At 64.7% G+C, this 24,321-nt stretch carries 23 protein-coding genes; 10 read left to right on the top strand and 13 right to left on the bottom strand.

Features of this window, described 5'->3' with window-relative positions:
• Positions 1-111: 111 nt before the first annotated feature.
• The 3 genes from B9D87_RS09940 to B9D87_RS09930 are packed head-to-tail and all read left to right on the top strand — an operon-like array spanning position 112 to position 3,174.
• Positions 112-1,344 carry a CaiB/BaiF CoA transferase family protein gene (locus B9D87_RS09940; protein WP_007770111.1) on the top strand — a complete coding sequence of 411 codons (1,233 nt, stop codon included), beginning with the start codon at positions 112-114 and terminating at the stop codon, positions 1,342-1,344.
• Entirely contained in the window at positions 1,341-2,573 is a 1,233-nt protein-coding gene (locus tag B9D87_RS09935; protein ID WP_007770113.1) for a cytochrome P450, read from the top strand. Before B9D87_RS09940 ends, B9D87_RS09935 begins: the two co-directional genes overlap by 4 nt.
• Before the next feature lie 49 nt (positions 2,574-2,622).
• Positions 2,623-3,174: a hypothetical protein gene (locus B9D87_RS09930; protein WP_007770115.1), complete on the top strand. Its 552-nt coding sequence runs from the start codon at positions 2,623-2,625 to the stop codon at positions 3,172-3,174.
• Between the two features lie 17 nt (positions 3,175-3,191).
• Here the strand turns inward: B9D87_RS09930 and B9D87_RS09925 are convergent, their stop codons facing one another.
• The 8 genes from B9D87_RS09925 to B9D87_RS09890 are packed head-to-tail and all read right to left on the bottom strand — an operon-like array spanning position 3,192 to position 9,943.
• The gene (locus tag B9D87_RS09925) at positions 3,192-3,830 is read right to left on the bottom strand and encodes a TetR/AcrR family transcriptional regulator (protein WP_007770116.1); all 639 of its coding nucleotides are present in this window, start codon (positions 3,828-3,830) and stop codon (positions 3,192-3,194) included.
• A gap of 20 nt (positions 3,831-3,850) precedes the next feature.
• Positions 3,851-5,020 carry a lipid-transfer protein gene (locus B9D87_RS09920; RefSeq protein ID WP_007770117.1) on the bottom strand — a complete coding sequence of 390 codons (1,170 nt, stop codon included), beginning with the start codon at positions 5,018-5,020 and terminating at the stop codon, positions 3,851-3,853.
• Entirely contained in the window at positions 5,017-5,469 is a 453-nt protein-coding gene (locus B9D87_RS09915; RefSeq protein WP_007770118.1) for a MaoC family dehydratase, read from the bottom strand. Before B9D87_RS09915 ends, B9D87_RS09920 begins: the two co-directional genes overlap by 4 nt.
• Positions 5,466-6,584, bottom strand: coding sequence for an acyl-CoA dehydrogenase family protein (locus B9D87_RS09910; RefSeq protein ID WP_007770119.1), 1,119 nt, complete (start codon positions 6,582-6,584; stop codon positions 5,466-5,468). The genes B9D87_RS09915 and B9D87_RS09910 overlap by 4 nt, the downstream gene beginning before the upstream one ends.
• 20 nt (positions 6,585-6,604) lie before the next feature.
• Complete coding sequence (locus B9D87_RS09905; RefSeq protein WP_007770121.1) at positions 6,605-7,018, bottom strand: Zn-ribbon domain-containing OB-fold protein; 414 nt, start codon at positions 7,016-7,018, stop codon at positions 6,605-6,607.
• On the bottom strand, positions 7,018-7,569 hold the full coding sequence (locus B9D87_RS09900; protein WP_007770123.1) for an FAS1-like dehydratase domain-containing protein: 552 nt from the start codon (positions 7,567-7,569) through the stop codon (positions 7,018-7,020). Before B9D87_RS09900 ends, B9D87_RS09905 begins: the two co-directional genes overlap by 1 nt.
• Positions 7,570-7,574: 5 nt before the next feature.
• The gene (locus tag B9D87_RS09895; RefSeq protein WP_007770124.1) at positions 7,575-8,771 is read right to left on the bottom strand and encodes an acyl-CoA dehydrogenase family protein; all 1,197 of its coding nucleotides are present in this window, start codon (positions 8,769-8,771) and stop codon (positions 7,575-7,577) included.
• Positions 8,771-9,943 (bottom strand): cytochrome P450, encoded by a 1,173-nt coding sequence (locus B9D87_RS09890; RefSeq protein ID WP_007770125.1) that lies wholly within the window; start codon positions 9,941-9,943, stop codon positions 8,771-8,773. Before B9D87_RS09890 ends, B9D87_RS09895 begins: the two co-directional genes overlap by 1 nt.
• Before the next feature lie 255 nt (positions 9,944-10,198).
• Here B9D87_RS09890 and B9D87_RS09885 point away from each other — a divergent pair, with 255 nt between their 5' ends.
• Entirely contained in the window at positions 10,199-11,659 is a 1,461-nt protein-coding gene (locus B9D87_RS09885; RefSeq protein WP_007770126.1) for an aldehyde dehydrogenase family protein, read from the top strand.
• A complete protein-coding gene (locus tag B9D87_RS09880) occupies positions 11,656-14,052 on the top strand; it encodes a CaiB/BaiF CoA transferase family protein (protein WP_040629705.1) in 2,397 nt (798 codons plus the stop codon). The genes B9D87_RS09885 and B9D87_RS09880 overlap by 4 nt, the downstream gene beginning before the upstream one ends.
• A 24-nt stretch (positions 14,053-14,076) precedes the next feature.
• On the opposite strand, the gene B9D87_RS09875 is transcribed toward B9D87_RS09880, so the two are convergent.
• The 3 genes from B9D87_RS09875 to B9D87_RS09865 form a co-directional block, all read right to left on the bottom strand.
• Positions 14,077-14,553: a MaoC family dehydratase gene (locus B9D87_RS09875; RefSeq protein WP_007770130.1), complete on the bottom strand. Its 477-nt coding sequence runs from the start codon at positions 14,551-14,553 to the stop codon at positions 14,077-14,079.
• A complete protein-coding gene (locus B9D87_RS09870; RefSeq protein ID WP_040629707.1) occupies positions 14,550-15,743 on the bottom strand; it encodes an amidohydrolase family protein in 1,194 nt (397 codons plus the stop codon). Before B9D87_RS09870 ends, B9D87_RS09875 begins: the two co-directional genes overlap by 4 nt.
• A gap of 101 nt (positions 15,744-15,844) precedes the next feature.
• The gene (locus B9D87_RS09865; protein WP_007770132.1) at positions 15,845-16,474 is read right to left on the bottom strand and encodes a cysteine hydrolase family protein; all 630 of its coding nucleotides are present in this window, start codon (positions 16,472-16,474) and stop codon (positions 15,845-15,847) included.
• Positions 16,475-16,524: 50 nt separating this feature from the next.
• Between B9D87_RS09865 and B9D87_RS09860 the strand changes: the two genes are divergently transcribed.
• Positions 16,525-16,971, top strand: coding sequence for a nuclear transport factor 2 family protein (locus B9D87_RS09860; RefSeq protein WP_007770133.1), 447 nt, complete (start codon positions 16,525-16,527; stop codon positions 16,969-16,971).
• A 7-nt stretch (positions 16,972-16,978) separates the two neighbouring features.
• Here B9D87_RS09860 and B9D87_RS09855 read toward each other — a convergent pair whose 3' ends face one another.
• Both B9D87_RS09855 and B9D87_RS09850 read right to left on the bottom strand, forming a co-directional pair.
• Entirely contained in the window at positions 16,979-17,881 is a 903-nt protein-coding gene (locus B9D87_RS09855; RefSeq protein WP_007770135.1) for a TIGR03619 family F420-dependent LLM class oxidoreductase, read from the bottom strand.
• Entirely contained in the window at positions 17,878-18,993 is a 1,116-nt protein-coding gene (locus tag B9D87_RS09850) for an acyl-CoA dehydrogenase family protein (RefSeq protein ID WP_007770137.1), read from the bottom strand. Before B9D87_RS09850 ends, B9D87_RS09855 begins: the two co-directional genes overlap by 4 nt.
• A gap of 342 nt (positions 18,994-19,335) precedes the next feature.
• Here B9D87_RS09850 and B9D87_RS09845 point away from each other — a divergent pair, with 342 nt between their 5' ends.
• From B9D87_RS09845 to B9D87_RS09830, 4 genes are read left to right on the top strand one after another with little or no spacing between them, the layout of a single operon-like run.
• Positions 19,336-20,532, top strand: coding sequence for an amidohydrolase family protein (locus B9D87_RS09845; protein ID WP_007770141.1), 1,197 nt, complete (start codon positions 19,336-19,338; stop codon positions 20,530-20,532).
• A gap of 7 nt (positions 20,533-20,539) precedes the next feature.
• Positions 20,540-21,505 (top strand): acyl-CoA dehydrogenase family protein, encoded by a 966-nt coding sequence (locus B9D87_RS09840; RefSeq protein ID WP_007770143.1) that lies wholly within the window; start codon positions 20,540-20,542, stop codon positions 21,503-21,505.
• On the top strand, positions 21,502-22,704 hold the full coding sequence (locus tag B9D87_RS09835) for an acyl-CoA dehydrogenase family protein (protein ID WP_007770144.1): 1,203 nt from the start codon (positions 21,502-21,504) through the stop codon (positions 22,702-22,704). Before B9D87_RS09840 ends, B9D87_RS09835 begins: the two co-directional genes overlap by 4 nt.
• 2 nt (positions 22,705-22,706) lie before the next feature.
• The gene (locus tag B9D87_RS09830) at positions 22,707-24,260 is read left to right on the top strand and encodes a class I adenylate-forming enzyme family protein (protein ID WP_040629708.1); all 1,554 of its coding nucleotides are present in this window, start codon (positions 22,707-22,709) and stop codon (positions 24,258-24,260) included.
• Positions 24,261-24,321: the final 61 nt, after the last annotated feature.

Genomic DNA, 24,321 nt, shown 5'->3' with positions numbered 1-24,321 from the left:
TGCCGTCGCGGTTTACAAACCCTTCCGAAACTGACATTCTCGTTTAATGCAAGCAGGCGTTTCCGCCATTGCTGACCCGCCGGTGCGCTCGCACCCGTACCACCGCGATCAATGGAGGCCACCATTTCGGTAGACAAAGTGCTCAATGGTGTCCGCGTGTTGGAGGTTGCCGCATGGACCTTCGTACCGTCGGCCGGCGCCGTCCTGGCGGAGTGGGGCGCCGAAGTTATCAAGGTCGAGCCGCGCGAGGGCGGTGACCCTCAGCGTGGCCTCGTCACGATGGGCATCGTGGATGAGGGCGGCGGCACGGTCAACTACATGATCGAGATCCCGAATCGGGGGAAGAAGTCGATTGGCGTCGATCTGAGCACTTCCGACGGTCAGGATGTCATCCGTAAACTCGCCGCTACGTGCGACGTTTTCCTCACCAGTTATCTGCCGAGTCGCCGCAAGAAGATGGGCATCGACGTCGACGACATCAGAGCCGCGAATCCCGGCATCGTCTACGTGCGCGGGTCAGGCCACGGCCCGAAGGGTCCCGATTCGGACAAACCTGGCTATGACGGCGTCTCCTATTGGGCCCGCGGCGGCATCGCCGCCGTGCTCACCGAAGGCGCAGACGAGTTGGTGCGGTCGCGCCCGGCGTTCGGAGATCTGCTCGGAGGCATGGCGATCGCGGGCGGGATCGCGGCCGCGTTGTACAAGAAGGCGACGACCGGCCACGGGTCGGTGGTGGATGTCTCCCTGCTCGGGCTCGCGGCGTGGAACCTCAGTCCCGATGTCGCAGTGAGCCAGATCCACGGTGGTAGCTCGATCCCGAAGTTCGGCCATGCCGACGCACCCAATCCATTGGTGGGGACCTACCGCACCAAGGACAACCGCTACGTCCAGCTGATGATGTTGCAACTCGACAAGTTCTACGCGGAAGCGATGCGTGCCATCGGTCTCCCCGAATTGATCGGTGACGAGCGATTCGCCGATCCGGCATCGCGATTCGCCAATCGGACGGAACTGATCGCACTCATGGACGAGGTGTTTGCGAGACGCACTCTGGACGAATGGCGCGAACAGCTGGCCGGCATTTCCGGCGCCTGGGGGGTGGTGCAGACACCGGGAGAGCTGTGCCATGACCCGGCGGTGACCGCCAACGGCTATGTCGCGAGCACCACGACGATGAATGGTTCGCCGTATTCGCTGCCCACCAACCCCGTCCAGTTCGACGAACGGGCCGTGGTCCCGCCGGGCGCACCCGAACACGGCCAGCACACCGAAGAAGTACTGATGGAGGCAGGTTTGGACTGGGACACCATCGCGAACTACAAGGAATCCGGAGCGATCCTATGAGTGCAACTCCGGCACAGATCACGGCTGATGACCCTGCCGACTTTGACCCGTTTTCGGACGACTTCTTCAACGGGGCGTTCGACACCTACCGGCGCCTGCGCGACTCGGCCCCCGTCTATTACAACGCAAAGTGGGACTTCTGGGCCCTGACCCGTTATGAGGACGTAGCGCCCGCCACCAAGGATCACGAAACCTACTCGTCGGCCAAAGGGGCCACGCTCGACATGGTCAAGGCGCACGACGACGCGCTGCCGGTGCCCAAGGTGATCATCTCGATGGATCCCCCCGAACACCAAAAGATGCGCAGGCTGGTGAGCAACGTCTTCACCCCGCGCGCCATCGCGGCGCTGGAAGACATGGTGCGCGAGAAGGTTTACGAGCGGATCGATGCGCTCGACCCGACGTCCTTCGACGTGGTGGCCGACTTCTCGGCCCTGTTCCCGAACGAGGTCATTACCACCATGTTGGGAGTGCCGAAGGAGGACCGCGAACAGATTCGGCGCTGGCTCGATCTGCTGCTCGAACGTCGTCCGGGTCAGATCGCCACCACCGCAGAAGGTTTCGAAGCATCGACGAAAACCGGTATCTACTACTACAACCTGGTGCAGCAGCGCCGCGCAGAACCTCGTGACGACATGATCAGCCGGCTCATCGAGACCGAGATCGAGCGCGACGGACAGGTGGAGAAGCTCACCGATGTGGACATCACCGGATTCGCGACCATGCTCGGGGGGGCCGGCGCAGAGACCGTCACCAAGCTCATCGGCAACGCCATGGTCGCCTTCGCCGACTTCCCGGACCAGTGGCGAAAACTGAAGGAGGACCGCCGCAAGATTCCGGCGGCGGTCGAAGAATTGTTGCGTTACGAGGCACCGTCGCAGTACCAGGTCCGCACCGCCACCCGCGATGTGATGTTGCACGGCAGAGTAATTCCCGAAGGAAGCGCCGTCTTGCTGGTCACCGGCTCGGCGACGCGCGATGAGCGGATGTTCCCCGATCCCGACCGGTTGGATATCGACAGGGACCGCAAGATGGGCTTCAATCTCGCGTTCGGGTACGGCGTGCACAGCTGCTTGGGGGCGGCGCTCGCAAGGATGGAGAGCCGCATCGCGCTGGAGGCGCTGCTCGATCTGCTGCCCGAGTACGAAGTCGATCGCAGCGGGTTGCGCCGGGTGGCGATGTCCAACGTGTGTGGGTGGTCCAATGTGCCGGTTCGCAAGGCGGACTGAGTTGTCGGCGACATAGCACACGGCGCCTCAACCCTTCGAGAAACTGGAGATGATGATGTCCGACCGTACGGCCCGGCACCGCAGAATGGCCCACGCGAAATGGGAGGCCTATGCGAAGGCGCCGGAGACCGGAAAGGTTACCTACGGTGACGAGTGGATCTACGCACCAGACGCCGTGATGATGTGCCCCCTGTTCAACAATGGTGCCGAGAACCTCATGGCCGACCTGGCATCCGAGCAGGTGCTGGCGGCCATGCAGAAATTCGCGCCGGACGGTGACATGCTCACGTGCGAAGTGCGCATGTGGTGGAAGCACATGCCCGACTTTCGGATCGTCACCCCGTTCGACTGCAAGGCTGCCGATTGGGGGTTCGCAGTCCGCGACACCTATGCGGGAACGCTGTCTGACGGGACGGTGCTCAGGCTCGAAGAATGGGACTACGTGTGGACCAACGAAGAGGGCCACATAAGTCGGTGGGACTGGTTCGTCGACTCACGGGAGTGGTACCCATTCGTCGACCTGATAGGCCTCGATCGTGACGGCCTGACGTACCAGGACTACACCGTCAACTTTCTGCGCGAAGGTAGCATCGCCGGCTGACGTCCGGCCGCTGGACACTAGGTTGATCCTCCCGCGCCGGCCAAGTTGGCCCGCATGGTGCTCCGACGCCCGGCATCCAGGAAGCCGCGCACAACGTAGGGCCGCACGAAGTCCGCGACCACTTGGTCGTCGCCCATGTCGAGGTAGGGCGACGGAGTGGTGAACAGCGAGAACAACATTCGCGCAAACCACTCGGTTGCAGACCGGATATCGAGGTCATTGCGGACCTCACCCGTCAATCGAGCGGCCGAGACGTACGGTGCGAGGAACTCGCTGCATTCCCGTAGCAGGGTCGACGCATTCTTGGTCAACATCAGGCTGACTTCGTCTTGGTCGAAATATGACTCGGGCTCCACCACGCGCCGGGCTTGAGTCACGAAAACACCTGCCCGAACCAGTTTTTCCTCCAGGGTGCTACCGCCGTGGCGGTCGATCGCCTTGGCCAGCCTGCGATAGAAGCCCTGAGACGCCGCCTCCGCGCACGCCTCGACAATCGTCTCCTTGTCCCGGAAGTACTCGTAGAAGGTGCTCCGGGACACGTCTGCGACACGTGCGATGTCGACGATCGTCGTCTTCCGCAACCCCTGCGTTCGGAAGCAGGCGAAAGCGGCCGAGATGAGAACCTCGCGGGTGTCGATAGCCGTCGCGTGCGTCATCTGGAACTGGCTTTGCCCGCTCAGTGATCCGGCGCGAGGATCAGCCCGCTGGTCGGAACACCGGTACCCGACGTGACAAGCACGTGTTCGACGTCGTCCACCTGATTGTGGGACGTGCCGCGCACCTGGCGGACACCCTCGGTGATGCCGTTCATGCCGTGGATGTAGGCCTCGCCGAGCAGTCCACCGTTGGTGTTGATCGGCATCCTGCCGCCCAGCGACAATTCCTCGACCGAGACGAAGTCCTTGGCTTCCCCGCGACCGCAGAAGCCGAGTTCCTCGAGTTGGGTGAAGACGAACGGCGTGAAATGGTCGTAGAGGAAGGCCGTCGAAATGTCTTGCGGCTTAAGGCCCGAATCCCGCCACAGCTTGTCGCCGACCACGCCCATTTCCGGCAGGCCGGTGATCTCCTCTCGGTAATAGCTGGTCATCACCTCGCCGTCGTAGGCGGCGCCTTGCGCGGCCGCCGCAATGACGGCGGGCGGCTTGGCAAGGTCGCGCGCTCGCTCGACGCTCGTCACCACCATGGCAACGCCCCCGTCGCTTTCTTGACAGCAGTCGAGCAATCTCAGCACAGGCTCGATGATCCACCGCGATTGTTGATGCTGCTCAATGGTTATCGGCTTCTGGTAGAACCAGGCGTCGGGATTGTTCGCGGCATGCTTGCGGTCGATGACCGAGATCTTGCCGAAATCGGCATTTGTGACGCCGTAGGTGGTCATGTAGCGCTGGGCGTGCAACGCGACCCAGGCGGCCGGCGTCATAAATCCAAACGGCGCGTAGGGCGCCATCCATAGCGGCGTCACGCCCGCCTGGCGGCCGGCGCCGCCGAAGCGGAAACCGGAACGCTCGTTGAACGCGCGATAGCACACCACCGCTTCTGCCACGCCCGTCGCGACCGCCATCGCGGCCTGCATCACCGTTCCCGCGGCCGCACCACCGCCGTGCGGGACCCTGGTGAAGAAGCTCAGATCCCTTATCCCGACATTGCGTGCGACCTCGATCTCCTCGTTGTCGTCGACGCTGAAGGTGACCATGCCGTCGATGTCGGCGGGACGAAGGCCGGCGTCGTCGATGGCGGCCTTGACTGCCTCGCAGGCCAGCTGCATCTCACTGCGGCCCGATTCCTTGGAGAACTCGGTTTGGCCGATCCCGACGAGGGCGGCCTTGCCGCCGATACCGTCGCTCATGCATCCACGCCTTCGAGCAGACTGAGCACCGCGGTCCCGGAGACGTGGTCGCCGAGGCTGTTGGTGCCCTTGAAGGTGACCTCGATGAACCCTTCGCCGTCGGCCGACGATTTGTCCGTGACGGACCCCGTGAATCGCATCGGGTCGTTGGGGTATGCCGGAACACCGAGACGAATCGACAGCTTCTTGATCATCGCCTCGGGGCCGGCCCAGTCATGGAGGAACTTCACGCAAAGTCCGTTGGTCGTCAGGATATTCAAGAAAATGTCCTTGGATCCCTGGGAGTTCGCAAAATCGCGATCATGGTGTACGGGCATGTAGTCACGGGATGCGATGGCACCGGCGACGATCAGTGTGGTGGTCACCGGAACGTCCATCGGGGTGACTTCGTCGCCCACGACGATGGAGTTCCAAGTGAGCGTGGTGGTGCGGTCGACGGTGGAGGTCATTTGTTTCCTTCCGAGTATGCTGCGCCGAGCCGGGCGAGTTGTTGAGGGGCCGATCCCAGCGACAGCTCAATCTGCTTGGCCCACAGGAAATAGCGGTGAAGCGGATAGGTGACGTCGATGCCCATACCGCCGTGGACCTGTTGGGCCGACGCGACGACCCGCGCTCCGGCCTCGGCGGCCCAGAATTTGGCGATGGCGGCCTCGCGGGCCGCGGGCCGGGCTTCCGCGATCAGCCAGGCCGCGTGCCAGGTGGTCCACCGTATCGCCTCGACGTCGATGAACGCATCGGCCAGCCGCTGCTGCACAGCCTGAAATGAGCCGACCGGTCTGCCGAACTGCTCGCGTTGACTGGTATAGGTGGCGGCGATCTTCAACGCCCGCTCGGTCACGCCGACCTGCATGGCGCACAGTCCGAGCAGCGCGCGGGTGTACAGCGAGCTGACGGCGTCCGGCCCGCCGGTTCCGGTGAGGCGGTGGCCGATAGCGCCGGCGAATTCGACGTCGGCATAGGGTTCGCCGTTGGTGGTGCTTACCGACGAGACGACGACGCCATTGTTGTCTCCGCTTGCCGTATCGACGACGTAGAGGCCCGGGCCGTCATCCGCCTGTGCCGACACCACGATGGCTTCGGCGAGCTGCGCCGCGGGCACGAGTTCCTTCGCGCCGGTCAAGTTCCAGGCGTCGCCATCAGCACGTGCGATGGTGCGCGGCGCGGCCGGATCGGAATTTCCGGGTTCGGCGAGTGCGGCGGTCAGGATCGCGTCGCCGTCCACCACCCTCGGAAGGTAGCGCTGCTGAATACTCGAGTCACCGTGCCGCGCAATCGTATCCGCGCCTAGTACGAGGGTCGCGTAGACCGGGACCGGCGCGACGCTCCAGCCGACTTCGGCGAGTAGCACGCCGAGGTCGAGAAAGCTGCCACCGCTGCCGCCGACAGCTTCGGGCAGCGCGATGCCCAGCAAGTCCGAGGACGCCAGCTCACGCCACAGCGCACGGTCGTAGCGGTGCTCGCCTGATTCCAGGTCGGTCAGGTGTTCGGGCGTGGCGCGGTGCTCGAAGAGCTGCCGGGCTACCTTGCCGACGGTTTCTTGTTCTTCGGTGAAGGAAAAGTCCATGTTCGCCTGGTGCCTCGTGTTCAGCGTGCGGGCCGGAACTGGTGCAGCACCAGCTCGTCGCCGCTCGGGATGGCTTGGAACTTCTCGTAGAAGACCTCGACGGGCAGCCCGACCTCGATGGCGGCGGGCTCGATGTCGCACATGTTCGACACGATGCGCACACCCTCCTCGAGCTCGATCAGGGCCACCACGTAGGGGTATTGGAGGAAGGGCAGCGGCGGGTACTGCGGCATCACGAAGCTGTAAACCGTTCCCCGGCCGGTGGATTCGATGGAATCCCAGTTGAGCGACTGGCAATTGCCGCACATCGGACGGGGTGGCACCCGCAACGTGTTGCAGTCGGCGCATCGCTGGATCAGAAGCTTGCCGTCCTTGAGGCCCGACCAGAAGAATTCGGTGTCCGGACTGATCGACGGGGCAAGTCGGGTGGCCATCAGCTTCCCGTCTTGAATCGCAGCGTGCGGAACCATTGGCGGCCGATGACGTCCCCGTTCTGATCGCGGTAGGTGGTCACCCACGTGACGAAGAATCCTTTGCCCATCGCCGTCGTCTTTTCGTCGGAGATCGAGTCGAAAACCGTCTCACCGGTGATCTCGTCGCCGACGCGCGGATAACGTTCGATCTCGAACTCCGAGTTCGTCGCGATGATGCCCGTGTAGCCCGCGTCGGACAGGAATTGCAGCGGGTTCTTCTTGATTTCGATCGGCACGCCACCGCGTTCATGGATGCCGGCGAGCTTGGGCGGAGGCATCGTCCAGCTCTGGAGCATCACCGGCGGGGAAACCAGGGCACCGTAGCGGGAGTTCTCCGCGAACTCGGCATCGAGGTAGGCGGGATTCATGTCGTCCAACGCGTACGCCCAGTGCCGGATCATCGCCGCATTCACCGGATCAGGCGCGCGGGAGGGTCTGCCGACTCCGTCGGTGGGCGTCCCGATGAGCGCGTCGAGGCGCTCGCGCAGGTCGTCCTTCGTTGTCTCCGTCATCGGTCTCAGGCTCCTTTCTCCGATGCGGCCCGCATGTCCCGGGGAGCGCGCGGCATCCCGAGACCGGCCATGGCGATGATGTCGCGTTGAAGCTCGTTGGCTCCGCCGCCGAACGTGTTGATGACCGCCAGGCGGTATGCGCTCTCCAGCTCTCCTTTGAGCGGGGCCGCTGAGTCCTTGCGCACACCCGCCTGTCCCACCACTTCCAGCAGTTCGCGAGCGACCTGCTGGGTGAGCTCGGTGCCGAATACCTTTGCCGCAGAGGCCTCGCCCATCCCGAGGGCGCCAGAGCTCATGGTGGCGTTGACGCGCAGGTTCAGCAGCCGGTAGGCCGCGACTTGCGCCTCGACTCGGGCCAGGGCCTGCTGCACCCAGGGCTGATCGATGACCATGCCGTCGTCGAGCGGTGTCGTCGATGCCCATTTGAGCGTCTTGGCGAACAGCGGCTCCAGGGCGCCGAGATTGCCGAGTGCGGCGCGTTCGAGGTTGAGCTGGTTCGTCACGAGTGTCCAGCCCTGGTTTTCGCCGAGCACGATGGCGCTCTCGGGTACCCGGACGTCGTCGTAGAACGTGTAGTACGTGGAAACCCCCGGCATGGTATGCAGCGGCTTCCAAGAGAAACCGGGTGAGTCCGTCGGGACGATGAACAGGGTGATCCCCTTGTGTTTCTTGACGGTTGGATCGGTCCGCGCCGCCAGCCAGATATAGTCGGCGAACTCCGCGCCGCTGGTGAACATCTTGGAACCGTTGATGACGAATTCGTCGCCATCGCGTACCGCGGTGGTACGCAGCGACGCGAGGTCGCTGCCGGCGCCGGGCTCCGAGTAGCCGATCGCGAAATCGACCGTGCCTTTGAGTATCGCCGGGAGGAACTTGGCCTTCTGTTCGTCGGTTCCGTATTGAATGAGGGTGGGCCCGACGGTGTTCAGGGTGACAAACGGCAACGGTGCGTTGACCCTGCGCGCTTCCTCCGAGAAGATGTACTGCTCCAGGGCGGTCAGGCCGCCACCACCGTATTCAACCGGCCAGGCGACGCCGAGCAGCCCGGCTTCGCCGAGCGCGCGCCTGCACTCGGTCATCGCAGCGCCGCCCTCGGTGAGGTTGGCCACGGCAGCGCGGCGCTCCGGGGTCATCACCGCCTCGAGGCGGGTGCGGTAGTCCTTTCGGAGCTGTTCCTGCTCGGGTGTGTAGTCGAAGTCCATCAGGTACCCGTCCCCAATCGGATTGGCATCCGCTTCACCCCGGGCACCATGGTGGCGCGAAGTCGGGACACGTCGCCGGTGAGCTCGATCGTGGGGTAGGCGCCCAGGAGCACCTCGAACATCACTCTGGCTTCCAGGCGGGCGAGCTGCGCACCCAGACAAGCGTGTTCGCCTGCCCCGAATGCTATGTGCGGGTTCGGATTACGGGTGATGTCGAACTCTTCGCTGGTGGACCCGAAGATCTCCTCGTCGCGATTGGCGGCGCCGTACAGCATGACCACGGTGTCGCCGGCCTTGATCTGCTGGCCGCGGATCTCGATGTTCTCGGTGGCGCGGCGGGCCATGTGGGTAACCGGGCTGGTGTATCTGAGCATCTCCTCGACCGCACTCGGTAGCAGGGACGGGTTCGATCGCAGCAGCGCGAACTGGTCGGGGTGGTCGATCAGGGCCAACGTGCCCAATGCGATGAGGTTGCGGGTGGTTTCGTTGCCGGCGACCAGTAGCAAGAAGGAGAAGTTGAGCAGATCCGCATCGGATAGCCGCTCGCCATCCACCTCGGCCGCGGCCAGGATGCTCAGCAGATCGTCCTGCCCGCTGACCTCGCCCGACCGCCGCGCGGCGATGAGCTTGGTGAAGTACTCGTAGAGCTCACCGAGCGCGACGATCGAGTCCAGTTCGATGTCGGGGTCGGCGGTGCCGACCGCCGCGTCCGACCACGCTCGGAACTGCTCCCAGTCTTCGGGCGGGGCGCCGAGCATCTCCGCGATCATCCGGGTGGGAAGAGGTGCGGCGATCTCCTCGGCGAATTCGTACTCCCGCGACGGGTCGACACCGTCGACGATGCCCTTCACGATCTGGCGCACTTTGGGCTCGAGCAACTGCACCTGGCGTCGGGTGAAGCCGGAGTTGATGAGCTTGCGAAGCTGCCGGTGACGGGGGGGATCGGTGAAAATCAGGTTCCCCTCCTGAACGGGTTCAGGCTGGGTGGGATCCGGGATGGTGATGCCCTTCGTCGACGAGAAGGCCAGCGGGTGGCCCGAGACGTAGCGGACATCCTCGTACTTCAATAAGGCCCAGAAGTTCGTGACGTCATTCCACACGACGGGTGTCGTGTTGCGGAGTTCTCGGTAGATCGGGTAGGGGTCGCCGGCGTAAAAGTCCGGTGAGTGCAAGGGAACAGTGGTAGTGGGCACAGCATGCCTTCCTTGACGCTGAGCTCGTCAGACATATTGCCTAAGAATGTCCGTTCTCAAGCTGTCTACAGTAAAGCCCGATCATCTGTCAATCAGGGCATATCTAGCGGAAAATTAAGCGTGTTAGCCGTTGACGGCGTTGCGGCCGAGCGTGTACACACGGGTTGAGTATGTAAGTTCTTCCGAGGCGTCGAATGCGCCGCTCGACGATCAGCGGTCAGGAAGGCAAACAGGATGGCTGGGTCGCGTTCCCTTCTTGACAGCTACGCGCACTACATCGACGGCCAATGGATCGCGCCGGACAGTGGGCGCTACGACGTCATCAACCCCGCCACTGAGACGGTGATCGAAACGGCGCCCGATGCGAGCGTGGCTCAGGTCCAGCAGGCGATCGCAGCCGCCAGGTCGGCGTTCGACACGGGGCCGTGGCCGGCGGCCGCGCCCGCGGAACGGGCCCGCTGCCTGCAACAGCTCAGCGATGCGTTGCTGGCCAGGAGCGAGGAGATCTATGCCCTGGCGCAGGCCGAATGGGGTTGTTCAGCAAATGAGCGGCTGATTCACGTCGATGGTCCCGCCTTCATGGTTGGTCATGCCGCCGAGCTCGCCACGGAGCCGGCCGAGGCACCGATGGATGCGTGGGGCGCGGCGGGCACGACGCTGTTGCGCTATGAACCACTCGGTGTGGTGGCGGCGATGACGCCGTGGAACTTTCCGCACACGCTCAACGTCATGAAGCTGGGCGCAGCGCTCGCGGCGGGAAATACGCTCGTACTCAAGCCTTCTCCGCTGACGCCGCTGGCGGGACTCGCCCTCGCGCGGATCATCGACGAGGACACGGACATCCCGGCCGGCGTCGTCAACGTGGTCACACCGACCGGTGTCGAGGCCAGCAGAACCCTGACCCTGGATCCCCGGGTCGACATGGTGAGCTTCACCGGCAGCTCTGCCGTCGGCCGCGATGTCATGGCGGGCGCGGCCACCACCATGAAGCGCGTGCTGCTGGAGTGCGGAGGCAAGTCGGCGACCATCCTGCTGCCCGACGTCGACATAAGCGACGATTTGTTGGAGCGGCTGCTGTTCGAGGGCTGCACGATGCACGCGGGTCAGGCCTGCATTCTCAACAGCAGGTTGCTGCTTCCCGCTACGCTCCACGACCAGGTGGTGGGCCGGCTTGCGGAGCTGTCCCGCGCGGTCGTGATCGGCGATCCGGTCGATCCGGCGGTCACCATGGGGCCGTTGATCAGCCGCGAGCACCTCGACCGTGTCGAGGGATTCGTCAAACGCGCCGAAGCCGACGGTGCACTCGTGGTGGCCGGCGGCGCCCGCCCGAAGGATCTGAGCAGCGGATTTTACTTCGAGCCAACGATACTCACCGATTCATCCGCCGATTCGCACATCGCGCAGGAGGAGGTGTTCGGCCCAGTGCTGACGGTGTTGCGGTATCGCGACGACGACGACGCCGTGGCCATCGCCAACAATTCGTCCTACGGGCTCGGTGGTGCGGTGTGGGGGACCGATATCGACCGCGCGGTGGCGGTCGCCCGCCGGATCAGGACCGGACAGGTTTCGATCAACGGCACGATTCCCGGAGACGCGCCGTTCGGCGGCTTCAAGCAGAGCGGAATCGGTCGGGAGGGCGGTGTGATGGGGCTGCGGGCCTACATGGAACCCAAGGCCATCGGGATACCCGCGTGAACCGGCCGCTGACGGGCTTGCGAGTCGTCGAGCTGGCCTCTGAGATCGCGGGCCCCTATTGCACGAAGCTACTCGTCGATCTCGGCGCCGATGTGTGCAAAATCGAGACTCCCTCAGGCGACCCACTCCGGCGCTGGGGTCCGTTCCCGTCTGGACATCCTGATCCGGACCGAAGCGGACTGTTTGAATACCTCAACGCTGGAAAGCGCGGCGTCACACTCGGTTTCGCACACCAAGATGACATCGCCGTGGCCCACGACCTCATCGCCCGGGCAGATGTGCTCGTCGAGGACCTGCCCGCAGGCGCACCCGAGCGCCGGCAGTGGGGGCTGGACACGGACACTCTTGACCGCATCAACCCGAACCTTGTCGTGGTACGCATCTCGAGCTTCGGTCAGGAGGGGCCGCTGCGCGACCGGGTGACGACGTCGCTGACCCTGCAGGCGGCGGCGGGTTGGGTCAATGTGCGCGAGCCCGGCCGGGCGCCCGTTCAGGCGGGTGCGCGCATCCCGGAATACATCGCCGGCGGCTACGCCGCCCTTGGTGCGCTCACCGCACTCCGCGTCGCTGCGGCAGAAACGAACGGGCCGGTCGAGGTAGACGTGTCGATGTTCGAGTCGCTGTTGTCGACGCTGCCTTACCCCATGCTGATGGCCGCACGCCTGAAAAGTCTCGGCCTGCCAACAAATTCCAAAGCGGCGCCGATGCTGGGTATCGTGCACGCCGCCGACGGTTGGATCGGGATCAACTGCCTGACCGGCCAGCACTGGCTGGACGTGTGCGCAATGGTCGGGCTGCCCGAGTTCGGTGACCATCAGCTCGCCATCATGCTCGGCGGCCCTGAGCGCGACGAGTTCTTCGCCAAGGCCCAGCCCTTCCTTGACTCGATGTCCGTTGCTGACCTGGTCGAATTGAGTCAAGCCATGCGAATCCCCGCGGCACCGATCACCGAGGGGGACACCATTCTGGGCTGTCCCCAGTATGCCGAGCGAGGATTCTTCATCGAGTCGGCCTGTGATGCATGGCGATTCACGCGACCAGGTGCGCCGTTCCGGCTTTCGAAGACTCCGGTCCCGCCGCCGTTGCCCGCTCCCACCGTCCGGACGGATGTGAAGCCGACGTGGAGCGAGCGCGGCGAACCCCGCTGGTCGGGCGACGTCCCCGACATCTCGCTGCCGTTCGCGGGTTTGAAGGTGTTCGACTTGAGCACTTTCTGGGCGGGCGCGTATCTGACGTGCTACCTCGGTGCGTTCGGCGCCGACGTGGTCAAGGTCGAGTCCATCCAGCGACCCGATGGACATCGTTACTCGGGCTCGCTGTTGCGTGAGGGCGACGACTGGTACGAGCGGGGCCCACTATGGCAGGGAACCAATCTCAACAAGCGCGACATCACGCTCGACCTCACCTCCGCGACTGGCCGCGAGCTGGCGTTGCGTCTGGCCGCCGAAGCCGATGTGGTGGTGGAGAACTTCTCGCCGCGCGTGGTCGAACAATTCGGGCTGGACTACGACTCCATCGTGCGCCTCAATCCCGGCGTGATCATGGTGCGGATGCCGGGATTCGGGCTGGAGGGTCCGTGGCGTGACTACGTGGGCTGGGCGCTGAATATCGAACAGGTATCAGGCATGTCGGCCGCGACCGGTTATGCGGAAGGCCCGCCCTGCAACCTGCAGGGGCCGGCCGACCCGATCGCCGGCGTACACGCGTGTGTGGCGCTGCTGGCTGCGCTCGAACATCGGCGATCCACCGGTGCGGGGCAGCTGATCGAGGTCGCGCAAATCGAGGTCGGCGCGGCCGTGACCGCCGAACCCGTCATCGAATACTCGTTGACGGGATCGGTGCGGCCCCGCGAGGGAAATCGTCACCGTTGGTACGCCCAGGGCGTCTACACGACGAGCAATGCCGACGAGTGGGTCGCGCTCTCCGTGCGTGATGACGCGGACTGGCTTGCGGTATTGGACGCCATCGACCGCTCGGACTTGTGCGGCGATCCGAGATTTGCCAACGCAGCAGCGCGCCGGGAGAATCACGACGACTTCGACGAGGTTCTGACGAGTTGGACGTGCGGGCGAACCGCGGCGGAGGTCGTCGCCACGTTCGGCCGGCGGGGTGTGCCGGCCGAACGACTCCTGCCGGCCGATCAGATGTATGACGTCGAGCAGCTCGATGCGCGGGGCTTCTATCAGGATTTGGACCATTCGATCACTGGGCGACATCGATTTCCCGGGTGGCCATTCCGGATCTCGCCGGGACCCGCGCACCAGCACCGGACCGCGGCGCCGACCCTCGGGCAGCACAACTCCGAAGTGCTTGGGGCACTGGGCCTGTCTGCCCAGGAGATTGCTTCGCTGCGTGAACAACGAGTCATCGGAGAACGCGTGCTCAACGCGTAGGCGCGAATGGCCGCGCGCGTCAGATCAGGCGTCGACCATCGCGGCGATCGTGTCGACGACGCACGCCGGGCGGTCGCTGCCCTCGACTTCGACGGTGACGCGGACCGTGGCCCTGCCGCCCTTGTCATTGCGGTCCACCCTGACGAGTTCCGCGCCCGCCCTGATCCAGCTGTCGACCGGTACCGGTGCGGGGAAGCGCAGTTTGTCGCTGCCGTAATTGACCTGCATCGCCAATCCTGTCACCCGGTAGATCTGTTGCACGAGAATGGGTACCAGCGACAATGTCAGATAACCGTGTGCAATGGTCTTGCCGTACGGGCCGGCGGCCGCCTTCTCCGGATCGACATGAATCCATTGATGATCACCGGTCGCCTCCGCGAACAGGTCGATTTCCTTCTGAGTGACCTGCCGCCAACCGCTGAAACCGAGGTGCTCGCCGACGTGAGCCTCGAAGTCGGCGATTCCGTCGTAAACCGTCGGGGACACGGGGGCCTCGATCATGCCGGCACCTTCAGGCCTAAGTGCTCAATCGCGTTGCCGCCCATAATCTTCGCCTTAGCAGTCTCCGATACCCCATCAAGCCGGTCGACGAAGCTCAGCGGGTCACCGATACCCTCGGGGTGCGGGAAATCGGAGCCGAACATCACGTGATCTTCGCCCATGATGTCGATAATCCCCTTGAGGTCGTCCTCGAGGAACGGATGGATGTAGATGTTTCGCTTGAAAACCTCGACCGGGTGCTCGTCGAACTCCTTGGGCATGATCTTGTACGCGGTGTTCAGCTGTTCGAGCAGATTGCGCACCCATCCGCTGCCGTTCTCGACGCAGAAGATCTTCAGATCCGGGAAGCGGGACAGGGCGCCGTGGCAGATCATCGCGGCGAGGGTGTCCTCGATGGCGCGGTGACCCATCACGACCTCACGTAACGCGCTCGGCTTGAAGGACAGGTACTCGTCCCCGCCCTCCCACTCCATGAGGTGCTTCTGGTACCCGCTGTCCGAGGCATGCATGGTGACCGGCATGCCGGCGTTCACGACCTCTTCCCAGAACGGGTCGAACTCGGGCAGCCCCATGGAGCGCGAGCCGCCGAAGCGGCTGGGCACGGGTGCGGGCCGCACCAGGAATGTCTTCATGCCGTGCTCGAGGCCCCAGTGAAATTCCCTGATGGCTTCATCCACCAGGGGCAGGCAGATGACGGGGGTCGCGAAGATCCGGTCGTGGTAGTTGAACGTCCAGTGCTCGTGCATCCACTCGTTGAGCGCGTGAATGATCGCGTGGGTGAGGATGACGTCGTCGGTGGTGCGCTCCTCGATAAGGCTGGCGAGCGTCGGGTACATCACGCATTGGTCGAGGCCCAGTTCGTCCATCAGCTCCAATCGGGGCGCCGGAGCTTGATAGGCGGGAATGACATCCATTGCCTGGCCGACGAACTCACGAAAGTTGAGGCCCTCGGGGTTGTTGCCGAGAAAGTAGTCCTCGGCGCTGCCCGGCCGGGCAACGCGCGCGAAGGTCGGGTTGGGGATCATATGGCTGATGTGATCCTTGACGACGAGTTTCGGACGGCCATTGACCTCGACGTAACCGACCTTCCCGCGATGCTCTTTCGGCAGGTACTTCGTGAGGGCATCCGTCGTCTCGTACATATGGTTGTCGATATCGAAAACCGGGTACGGCAAGGAACGGGAAGACATTGAACTTTCCTCCTGAGCAGCGAATATGATCATTTACGCTATATGAGAACGACGTTATCATCCTGAGGGCGCAACATCCAGATCGGGGTCGTCCCGGCGCTCTACTTCAATCCATTCCACACGTCGACGACGGCGCTGGACCGGGTCACCGTGGCGAGCAGGGACAGGGTGTTGTCGATGATCGAATCGGCATACTCACGCGGGTATCCACTCACCGCATCCCGCGGTAAGACGAACTGATAGCCCCGGTTGACCGCGTCCATGACGAAATTCGTGATCGCCACGTTGACCGAAACGCCAACTCCGACAATCGTCTTGACGCCGAGATTACGAAGCACGGAATCGAGATCGGTACCGCACATCGGGCCGACGCCATGGGTTCGGGTCAGAACGAGGTCGGTATCGCGTGGACCCAACTCCGGCAGGACCGAGGCGCCCGAGCTACCCGGAGTGAGGTCGGCGGTAAAGGAGTTGCCCGCCGCGAACAGCCGTGCGTTGGTATTGGAGCCGCGGCCGTCAGCACGCCGTTGGATCAGACAGTGCACGACGGTGACGTCCGCCGCTCGGGCAGCATCGAGCAGTGTGGCGATGTTGGGGACGGCCTCGCGGCGCGCCTCGTCGGCGAGCAGCGGTAGTCCGGCCTGTGGGCCTATCACCCCGCCTTGGCATTCCTGGGTCACGAGTGCGGTGGTGGCGGGATCAAGCAGTTCGCGGAGGCTGGGTTGGGGCATGAGAATACACGTTATCGTGTGCGGTGAAGCAATTTCCACGAGGAGGGCCGATGGAGATTTGGGAGCTCGAAGTGAGGGAGTCGGTACGGCAGACGTTGGCCGACTACACCGCCGCCACCGATCGATTCGATCTCCGCGCACTGGCAGCATGCTTCTGCGACGATGGTGTGCTGGAATTCACCGGCGGTGCCGAGCCACTGACCGGGCCCGCGCAAATCGAGGCCGGCCTCGGTGCGGCGATGACGCGGCCTTCGCAGCCGGGCCCGCCGGCGCGGCAGCCACCGACTCACGTCCGCCACCACGTGTCCAGCATCAACTTCGCATCGGTGGCCCGCGACAGGGTTGAGGTCAGCAGTTACTTTGCCGTCCACACTGAGGTGGGGCTCGACCATTGGGGCCGCTACCGCGATGTCCTCGTCCCCACGGACGGCCGGTGGCTGTTCGCTCATCGCAAGATCGGTGTGGATGCGTTCGCGGCCAACAGCCGGATGGCCTGAGGAACCGTCATTGCGTGATGAATTCTTTGGCGAAGGCGCGCGAACGGTCGATGAGTTCGGTTCGGTCGGTACCCGCCGGCGCGACGGTGAGCCAGGTGACCCCGGCCGCGGCAAGGCTTTCGATCGTCGCATGACGCTCGTCGGCTGATCTGCTGTCATCCAACAGATTTCCCGCGGAAAAGCAGATGTCCAATGGTGCGGTGCGGCCGATTTCGGCCGCGTATTCCTTGGCCCAGTCGATGGCCAGCTTCAACTCGGCGATCGTCGAAATCTCTGCGGTGCGCGACGCAGCAGCGTAGCCGAACGTGTTGAACGGTGCCCATCCCTGAGCGCGCGATACCGCCCGCCGAACGGCAGGCTTGCTGTTGCCCCCGACCCACACCGGAGGGGGGCTCGACGGCAGCGGGCGCAGGCGAACACCACGCGCGGAAAAGGAGCTTCCTTCGTAGGCGATGTCCTCACCCGTGAGCACCTTGTCCAGCACGTCGAGCGCCTCGTCGAGCAGAGCGCCGCGGTTGTCGAAATCGACTCCAAGGGCTTTGAATTCGGGCTTGAGGTAACCCGCAGCGGTCCCCAGGATGAGCCGCCCCTTCGAGAGCGTCGCGAGGCTTTGAATCGACTTGGCGCCGAGAAACGGGTTGCGGTAGGCGGCGATGTAGACGTTGGTCAACAGCTTGACGTCGGTGGTTGCGGCGGCGGCGAATGCCAAGGCGACGAACGGGTCGAGGGCGTGGTGGCCGCCGTGGTCGAGCCACTTGGCGTCGGGTGCGGGGTGATCGGTGACGTGTACGGCCGCGAATCCGCTTGCCTCGGCCACCCGTGCTACGTCGGCGATGGCTTCGGCGGTTACGAACTCATCGACTGCCTCGACACGCTGCGTGGGCAGTTCAAGGGAGAAGGAGACGGTCACAAGGGTCCTTTCGGTCCGGAGACCAGCGCGGCCAAACGCTGGGCGTGGTAGTCGGGCGCGCCGAAGATCAACTGGGTTGCTTTGGCGCGTCGGACGAACAAGTGGGCGTCGTGCTCCCAGGTGAAGCCGATGCCGCCGTGGATGCGCATGTTGTCGAGCGCCACCTGCATGAAGGCCTCCGAACACACCATTTTGGCGACCGACGCTGCGGTTGGCAGGTCATCGGTTGCCGCTGCGTCGGCCGCATGCGACGCGGCCGACCGTGCGCCCTCCACCTGAACCAACATGTCCGCGCATCGATGCTTGACGGCTTGGAAACTGCCGATGGGCCGCCCGAACTGAATTCGGTTCTTGGCGTAATCGACGGCCATGTCGAGGCAGCGTTGCGCTGCACCGACCTGTTCGGCGCTCAGCGCGGTGAGGGCGAGATCCGACGTCCGCGCAAGGAAACTCGCGGCCTCCCCGTCCCTTCCGATCAACTCTGCTTGAGCATCATCGAACTGAACGCTGGCCACTTTGCGGGTGCGGTCGAGCCCCGCCAACAGTGTGCGACGAAGACCCGGTGCCCCGGCGCGTACCGCGAACAACGAGATGCCTGCGGTTGTTCTCGCCGCCGCCAGGACGACGTCCGCGGTGTGACCGTCGATCACCAGCGGTGCCTCACCGTGGATCCGATAACCGCTGCGGGTGCGGTCAGCCCGCAGCGTCACGGCGTCGGGGTCCCACTCGCCGAGCCGGCCATTGAGGATCAGCGTCGCGGTACTAGAGCCGTCGATGAACCCTGGAATCAGCTGCTCCACCGCAGCGTCGTCGTCACTGGCGAGAATGGCTTGGGTGGCCAGCCCTACCGTGGCGAAAAAGGGAGAACACGACAGCGCGCGCCCCATTTCCTCGAAGACCACCGCAAGCTCGACCACGCCGGCGCCGCCCCCACCCCATCGCTCCGGCACCGCGATGCCGTGCAGGCCCAACTCGCCCGCCATCTGGCGCCACGAAACCTCGTCGTAGCCGGTATCCGTCGCCATCAACCTGCGAACGGTCTCGCTGGGTGACGTCGCGGCCAGGTATTCGCGCACGACGCCGCGCAGGTCATCGAGCTCATTTGTCGGCACGCACGTCCTCCAACGTGGGTTCGGGGCCGTCCATGGTTTCGGGGGACGCGCAGCGGACCCCGGAGATTCCGGTCGCGGATATTGCACTCGAGCGCATCTCGGCCGCTGTGAGAGTTGCCCTGCCGAGCGCGGTGATTCGAAGTGTCACGGGCGCCCAGCCGATCGCATTGTCCGTCATCGGTTTTGGTGGGCTCATGTCTTCCTTGGTGCGGTGGCGGCCGGGCCGGCGCGCCACTCGTGCGGGCAGCTGGTTATCCCGACCGGGATAGCCATTTCCGGATCAGGATAGTATGTTTTGTGAAAATAGAGAATAAGCATTCTCGCCCCCGAAGGAGCGAAGCGGTGACGACGAAACTCGACTACGGCATCTTTGACTGCGACACCCACTGCTACGAGACACGGGATGCGTTCACCCGTTATCTGCCGGAGGAGTTTCAGGACCGGGCGATCACCACGGTGCGCGGGGCGGACGGCGTCGAGGTGATCCTTGCGGGCCGCCGAGTGGCCACCTTCAACAGCGAAGGTGGGCTTGGTCTCGACGTCGCCTACCGGCCCGGCTCGCTCAAGGAGATGCTCAAGCAGATGGGATCGGGCAACCCCGAGGAGTCCTACGAGCCGCAGCCTATGCAACCGGAATTCATCGAGCGCAACGCGCGCCTGGCCGTCATGGCCGAGCAGAACATCGACCGCATGGTCATTTATCCAAGCGGAATGGCGCTGGCCGCCGAACACTACGTCGACGACACAGCGGCGCTGTATGCGAATCTTCGGTCGTTCAACCGATGGTTTGACGAGGAATGGGGCTTCAACTACGAGGACCGGATCTACGCCACGGCGCTGATGTCGTTGCGCGACTTGGATTCTGCGATCGCAGAAACGGAGGCAATCATCGCCCAGGGCGCCAAGTTCGTGCTGCTGCCCACTGGGCCGGCCTACGGCCGATCGCCCGGCGACCCGTACTTCGACCCGATCTACGCGCGCCTGCAGGAGGCCGGCTGCGTCTTGGTGTTCCACATCATGCCGTTCTGGTACTTCAATGCGATCTCGCCGGCCTGGGGGCAAAACTCCGACCCCGCTTCCTGGCACATGTCGGCATGGCAGTGGATGAACGTGTACGGCCAGCGGCCCATCGAGGAAACGTTGTCGGCGCTCATCTTCGACAACCTCTTCGGCCGCTTCCCGGGTCTGAACGTCCTCGTCGCCGAGCACGGAGCGGAATGGGTGCCGTTCTTCGTCAGGCACATGGACAAGAGCCGCGGTATGGGCCGTAACGGCCCGTGGATCGGCGGGAAGCTGACCGAGCGGCCGTCGGCGATCTTCCGCCGTCACGTCCGTGTCGTGCCCTACCCCGAGGACGACATACCGGCGATAGTCGCCGGCTTGGGATACGACGACTGTTTGGTGATGGGCTCGGACTACCCGCACGCCGAAGGCCTTGCCGTGCCGGCCGAGTTCGCCAAGCTGCTCGACCCGCTCGACGACGCCGCCAAGCGACGGATCATGCGCGACAACGCCGACCAGTTGCTCTCCCGGAGTTAGCAGCGGCATGGCGGACCAGCACTCAGACAACGTCGACCTCGACCTGCTGAGGGCATCGGCGCGAGAGTTCCTGGCCGAACGTGCCGAGACGGGATCCGTCAAGGACCTTGCGGCGATGGACTGGACCGGCCTGCTCGTCGAGGAGGCCATCGGTGGCGCCGGCTGGCGTCCGGTCGAGACGTGCGTCGTGGCCGAGGAACTCGGGCGAGCGCAGGACGGGTCGGCATGGTTCGGAACGACGATGGCCGCCGCGGCGCTTGCCCGCGCCCCCGAGGGGATCAGGGAACAGTTGCTGCCCGGCTTGCTCGCCGGCTCGGTGACGGCGGGCTTCGCCTGTGTTGACCACTCCGTGCGGGTCATCCGGGACGACATCGACGTTGTCGTCCTGTTGGGGCGCAACGGGGTTCATTTGTTGGGCGACCTGGATCACGCGAGGTTCGAGTTGGACGCCGATCTGCTGGACGTCACCAGGCCGGTATGGCGCCTCGATGTCGCGGACGCGCCCGGCGCCCTGATCGGACCGCCCGAGCGGGCGGGCGTCCTGGTCGACGCGGCTCGCCTCCTCGTTTCCGCCGACTCCGTTGGCGCCGTGTCAATGACCCTTGAACGCCTGACGGCATACCTCAAGGAGCGCGTCGCGTTCGGGTCGCCGATCGCGAGTTTCCAAGCGGTTCAGCACCGACTCGTCGAACTACTGGTCTTCGAGGTCAAGGCGCGCGCCGTCGTCATGAGGGCGGCGCGGGCGATCGCCTGCGCCGACGAAAGGGCGACCGCGCTGACGGCGGCGGCGCACGCATTCGTCGCGGCGAAAGCCACCGCCGCAGTGGACGAGTGCATGCAACTGTCCGGCGGTATCGGGTTTACCTGGGAGTACCCGCTGCACCACGAGCTGCGTCGTGTCTTTACCAACGCTCACCTGATGGGCACGGCGCGGTCGAGTCGGGCGCTGCTGGCGGAGGTGTCCGGCTGGTGAGCGCTTTCGGGGCGCGACCCACCGACACGCAGCTGGCGGAGTTCAGGGAGCGCGTCAGGGCACACATCGCCCGACATGCGCCGGCGATCGAGGCGCGCGAAGGTCACCGAGCGCCCGAGACCGCCGAACAGGAAGCCCGGCTGCGGGCCTGGTTTGCGGGATTGTTCGAGGCGGGGTTTGTCGGGGCGGACTGGCCGGTCGAAAACGGCGGTCGCGCCGATCACCACCCGTTGCACGACCGCATCGTGAGTGAGGAGATACTGCGCGCCCGCGCGCCACGGCCCGTCGACCAGGTCAACCTGGCCGCACACGTCCTGTTGCACTTCGGATCTGCCGAGCAGAAGCAAACCCTGCTTCCCCCTATCCGGCGCAGTGAGCATGTCTGGTGCCAGCTGCTCAGCGAGCCCGACGCGGGCAGCGACATTGCCGCGGTGCGCAGCCGCGGTGCGCGGCAAATCGATGGCAGCTGGTTGATCGACGGGCAGAAGATCTGGATAACCGACGGCCACTGGGCCGACATGGGCCTCGCCCTGATCCGCACCGACCCGGCGTCGTCGCGCCACCACGGCTTGTCGGTGTTCGCGGTGCCGCTGTCGACGCCCGGAGTCGAAGTTCGCCCAATCCGGACGATAAACGAGGCGATCGAGGTGAATGAAGTATTTCTCGATGGCGTGACCCTGCCCGCGGAGAGCCTGATCGGCGAAGTGGGCCAAGGCTGGCCGATCATCATGGCGGGCCTGGACTTTGAACGATTCGGCATCGGCGGGAACGTCGTCCTGCTGGAGCTGCTGATCGATGACCTCGTCCTGGTGGCCAGGCACGCGCATGGGGACGGTGCGCCGGCGTTGAAGCGCGGCGACGTCCGCCAGGAGGTCGCCGAGTTGGCCGTGGAGGTCGAGGTGGCCAAGGCGTTCATCGACGATCATGTGGAGCGCCTGACATCGGGCGAAGAACGACCGGGTGACGGCTCGATCGCCAAATTGAGTTTCGCCGAGACCTATCACCGCGTCGCGGCCTATGGCGCGCAGCTGGCAGCGTCTGCGACGGTCACCGATGTTGCGGACGAGGAACTTCAGAAGGCCAAACAGAGGTTGCGTGAATGCTGGCTATGGTCGCGCGCCTACACGATATCGGGTGGCAGCTCGGAGATGATGCGCAATATTCTTGCCAAGCGCCGACTGGGGTTGCCGAGCCGGTGAGCATGCATCGCACCGCGCAGACGTACTGGTCGCTGGTGGAGACCGCAGCGCGGGCACACCCCGACTGGGTGGTCCTCGCGGATGACTACGGGCGCACCCTGTCCTGCGCGCAGCTGCGGGACTCCGCGCTGACGTGTGCGGCGGCGCTCGCGCAGCGGGGCATCGGCGCCGGCACGGTGGTGTCGTGGCAATTGCCGACCACACTGGAGACGATGGTCGTCATGACGGCGTTGACGCGCCTTGGCGCCGTCCAGAACCCGGTGCTGCCGATCTGGCGCGAAAGCGAATTACGGTTTGCTACAACGCAACTAGCGACAGAAGTGTTCATCGTGCCGGGAGTATGGCGCGGCTTTGACCACATTTCGCTCGCGCACCGCCTCGCCAGTGAGAGGCCCATGTCCGTCGTCGTCATCGACCACGACGCGCCGATCACCGACGAGCTCCGGCTGCCTGTCGGCGATCCGGGGGCGCTGCCGCCGCCGCCACGTGGTGACGAGGATCCGCGCTGGATCTACTACTCGTCAGGCACGACGGCGGCACCGAAAGGCGCACGCCACTGCGACCGCTCGGTCATCGCCGGCTCGGCCGGGGTTATCGGGATCGTCGGGGCGACCAGCAGCGACGTCAACCCGATCGCGTTCCCGGTTTCGCATATCGGCGGCGCCGCCATGCTGGCCGCCGGCCTGCTTACCGGCATGAGGTTGGTGCTCTTCGACGCCTTCGACCCGGTCGAGACACCTCTGGCCATTGCGGCGCACCGGCCGACCCTGTTGGGCAGCGCGACCCCCTTCTTCGTCGCCTTCATGGCGGCACAGGCGAAACATGGTGGGGAACCGCTCTACCCGGACCTGCGTGGATGCGTCGGCGGCGGCGCGCCGATCACCCCTGAGCTTGGTCGTCAAGTGCGGCAAACACTTTCGGTGGACGGCGTGGCCAATTCCTGGGGCCTGACCGAATTTCCGGTCGCCACGTCCCAGGCGCCGAATGGCCCTGCGGAACTGCTGGATCACACCGTTGGCAAACCGGTGGCGGGCGTTGCGGTCAGGGTCGTCGACGAAACGGAACAGCAGGTCCCGCGCGGAGCGGTGGGAGAGCTGCGGCTCAAGGGGCCGCAATGCTTCCTCGGCTACGTCGACCCATCTTTGGACGCCGACGCCTTCGATGCGCAAGGATGGTTTCGCACAGGGGATCTGGGCCGCATCGACGACGACGGCAACCTGGTGGTCACCGGCCGAATCAAGGATGCGATCATCCGCAATGCGGAGAACATCTCGGCGCTCGAGATCGAGGGCATACTGGCGAGTCACCCGGCAGTGGCCGACGTCGCGGTCATCGGCGTGCCCGATGAGCGGACCGGCGAGCGGGTATGCGCCGTCGTCGTGGCGCGCCCTGGCGCGGCGGTGACGCTCTCGTCGGTGTTCGAACACTGTCAAGCGCGAGGCCTGAGCAAGCACAAGACCCCCGAACGACTCGAAGTCGTTGATGCGCTGCCCCGCAACCTCACCGGCAAGGTGCTCAAAACCGAATTGCGGGCCCGGTTTGGGAGCAAAACTTGATGTTCACACTCCGGTTCGACATGCGGGCACCGTCCCTCGGTGCGCATCCGGCGTAGCTGTA

Source organism: Mycobacterium colombiense CECT 3035 (assembly GCF_002105755.1).
In the GTDB taxonomy this organism is placed as follows: Bacteria; Actinomycetota; Actinomycetes; order Mycobacteriales; family Mycobacteriaceae; genus Mycobacterium; species Mycobacterium colombiense.
This window is presented reverse-complemented; position numbering and strand designations above follow the sequence as displayed.